Annotated in this window: 1 protein-coding gene and 2 pseudogenes; all 3 read right to left on the minus strand. The window is 70.6% G+C overall.

The window, feature by feature from the left end:
- Positions 1–245: pseudogene (locus tag GUY61_RS38230) on the minus strand (2-oxoglutarate ferredoxin oxidoreductase subunit alpha); the annotation flags it as partial.
- A 243-nt stretch (positions 246–488) separates the two neighbouring features.
- Positions 489–1,148: a response regulator transcription factor gene (locus tag GUY61_RS38235; protein WP_313897044.1), complete on the minus strand. Its 660-nt coding sequence runs from the start codon at positions 1,146–1,148 to the stop codon at positions 489–491.
- A gap of 193 nt (positions 1,149–1,341) precedes the next feature.
- Positions 1,342–1,537: pseudogene (locus GUY61_RS38240) on the minus strand (sensor histidine kinase); the annotation flags it as partial.

The following is a 1,537-nucleotide window of genomic DNA, read 5'->3' on the forward strand; positions in this document are numbered from 1 at the left end:
GGGGCCCGGATCTCGGCGGGGAAGTTCGGCAGCGTCGACAGATCGTTGCCGAAGGACGCCGTCTCCGAGGTGAACCGGTCACCGGTGAGCTGCATACCGTCACCGGAATCCCCCGCGAACCGGATGATCACCCGGTCCAGACGACGTACCTCCTTCTCGGTTGAGTAGTCGCCCTGCGGCTTCCGCTGCTCACCGACGACAGCTCCGTCGGCCTGCTCATCGGCTGGGCTGCTGACCTGGGTCACTGAACTGGACCTCCCTCGAGGCTCGGGGCCTCCCCGCCGCGGACGGGGACAGGCGTGGGAGCAGACCGACCCGTCGGTGCTCCCGATGTCCACCCTACGTCGGTAAGGGTGGCCTTCCCTGGATCGATCGCATAGTGGACTCAACTATGAGACGCCTCTCCGGCCCGATTCGCCATGACCGCGGCCCGGCATCCACGCACGTACTCCCCGGTGAGCGCTTTCGGCCCGGGCGTCCCGAGGGCGTCAGGAGTTGAGATAGGTGAGGACGGCCAGCACGCGGCGGTGGTCCCCGTCACTCGGCGACAGCCCGAGCTTCATGAAGATGTTGCTCACGTGCTTCTCGACCGCTCCGTCGCTGACCACCAGCTGCCGGGCGATCGCCGAGTTCGTACGTCCCTCGGCCATCAGGCCGAGCACCTCGCGCTCGCGCGGTGTCAGCGCCGTCAGAACGTCCTGCTTGCGGCTCCGTCCCAGGAGCTGGGCGACCACCTCGGGATCCAGCGCCGTCCCTCCGGCGGCCACCCGGACGACCGCGTCCACGAACTCCCGGACCTCGGCCACCCGGTCCTTGAGCAGATACCCCACCCCATGGCTCGAACCCGCCAGCAGCTCGGTGGCGTACCGCTCCTCCACGTACTGAGAGAGCACCAGCACCCCGAGCCCCGGGTGGTCCCTGCGCAACTGCACGGCGGCCCTGACCCCCTCGTCCGTGTGGGTCGGCGGCATACGCACGTCGGCGACCACCACGTCCGGCAGCTGTTCCTGCCCCGCCAGGTCCCCGACGGTCTTGATCAGCGCCTCCGCGTCCCCCACACCGGCCACCACGTCATGGCCCCGGTCCGTCAGCAGCCGGGTCAGCCCTTCCCTGAGCAGCACCGAGTCCTCGGCAATGACCACCCGCACCCTGTCCTCCACCTTGCTTGCCCCCCAAGCCTTCCGACCGGTCCGGTCCGACTGGTCCGTGGCTCACCAGCATTCCAGCTTTCGGTGCCGACGTGGGGGGCAATGGACGCGGGGGCAGAGGGCATCGGACAGAGGGAGGGCATCGGGCAGAGGGCGTGGGCCGGCCGCCCGGCCGCAGTCGCTGGGCGGCCGCTCAGCCGCGCCAGGGCAGCTCGGCGGTCACCGTCGTGCCCGACCCCGGGGGGGAGGTGACGACGAGGATGCCGTCCACGGCCCCGAGCCTTTCGGCGAGGCCTGCGAGCCCGGAGCCCGTGTCGAGGCCGGCACCGCCGCGGCCGTTGTCGCGGACCTGGAGCATCAGCCGCTCGCCCGTGCGCCATACGTCGACG

The sequence above is a fragment of the Streptomyces sp. GC420 genome (assembly GCF_009916105.1).
In the GTDB taxonomy this organism is placed as follows: Bacteria; Actinomycetota; Actinomycetes; order Streptomycetales; family Streptomycetaceae; genus Streptomyces.